Origin of the sequence: Leucobacter sp. M11 (genome assembly GCF_035726885.1) — a bacterium.
Taxonomy (GTDB): Bacteria; Actinomycetota; Actinomycetes; order Actinomycetales; family Microbacteriaceae; genus JAPFRB01.
In genome coordinates, this window is the sequence record NZ_JAPFRB010000004.1 from 161,192 (window position 1) to 162,430 (window position 1,239).

Sequence of the window (1,239 nt, forward strand, 5' to 3'; positions counted from 1 at the left end):
CCCTGGAACAGCACGGGCAGCACGAAGAGCGCCCCCAGCACCGTGAGGATGACATAGGCGGCGGTGCTGCCCCGGCCCCGGAGCAGTTCCTGGGCCTGAATCCGGCCCGAGCGCTCGGGGAGGAACAGCCAGCCGAGGAGGTAGAGCAGGATGCCGGGGCCGCCGAAGATCGTGAGCACGATGAACAGCCCGCGGAAGATGAGCGGATCGAGCCGGGTGCGCTCCGCGATCCCCCCGGCGACGCCGCCGACCCAGCGCTCCTCGGAGCGGGCGAGGCCGAGGCCACGCAGCCAGCCGAAGAAGCCGGGCTCGGCGGGGCCGGAGGGCGGCGGTCCGGCGGGTTGCTGGGGATCACGGAAGTCGTTCATAGTTCGAGTGTGCCCGCGCGGTGCGGGGCATCGCTATGGGGGTTCTCCCTGAGTGGACCCTGAACCCGACCCCCGGGACCCCCATCCGGTCCCCGGTGTGGGCCCCGGTGTGCTGTGATGGTGGGGTGAGATCAGCAACCATGACGCGAAGCGCGGACCGGATCCTGGGCGGGGTGTGCGCCGGGCTGGCCGCGCACCTGGGCGCGCCCGTCGCGCTCGTCCGTCTCGTCATGGTGGTTTTCGCCCTGTTCGGCGGTTCCGGGGTGCTCTTCTACGCCTGGCTGTGGGCGACCGTCCCCGCCGAGGCCCAGGCCGAGGTCCCGCTCAAGCACGTTCTCACGAAGCCGAGCGCCCAGCCGCAGCCGGGCCCGTACCCGAGCGCCCCCGGCCCCGGGTTCCCCGCCCCGTCGTTCCCGGCCCCGCAGGCCCCGGCGGCCGGGGCGGCGCTGCCCCTCGCCCCCGCGCCCGAGCCGACGGCCCCCGGCGGGGACGGCCCCCGCCGACCCCCCGGCCGAGGCTTTCCCCTCACGGAGCTGCTCCTTGGCGTGTGCCTGCTGATCATCGGCGTCGCCCTGATCCTGTTCCAGGCTGGCGTGGAGGTCCCGCTCGCGGTGGTGTTGCCGACGACCGTGGTCCTCGCGGGTATCGCCCTGGCCTGGCGGCAGTTCTCCGGGGACGCCGCCGCCTCCGGGGGCATGCTGCCGCGCATCCTCGGCGCGCTCGTGCTGGTCGCCGCCGGAGTCCTGATGTTCTTCATCACGGCCAGGGAGCCAAACGCGTGGACGATCATCGCCGCTGCGGCGGCGGTGCTGGCCGGGGTGGGGGTCGCCCTGACCCCGTGGCTGTTACGGATGAACCGCGAGCTGATCGC

2 protein-coding genes are annotated in these 1,239 nt (G+C 73.8%); one reads left to right on the forward strand and one right to left on the reverse strand.

Going from position 1 to position 1,239, the window contains the following annotated elements; all coding sequences use genetic code 11:
* Positions 1-368: PspC domain-containing protein (locus tag OOT08_RS12715; protein ID WP_325093112.1), on the reverse strand; the 368-nt coding region annotated here is incomplete at its 3' end.
* Positions 369-508: 140 nt separating this feature from the next.
* Between OOT08_RS12715 and OOT08_RS12720 the strand changes: the two genes are divergently transcribed.
* On the forward strand, positions 509-1,239 hold a 731-nt coding region (locus OOT08_RS12720; protein WP_325093113.1), incomplete at its 3' end, for a PspC domain-containing protein.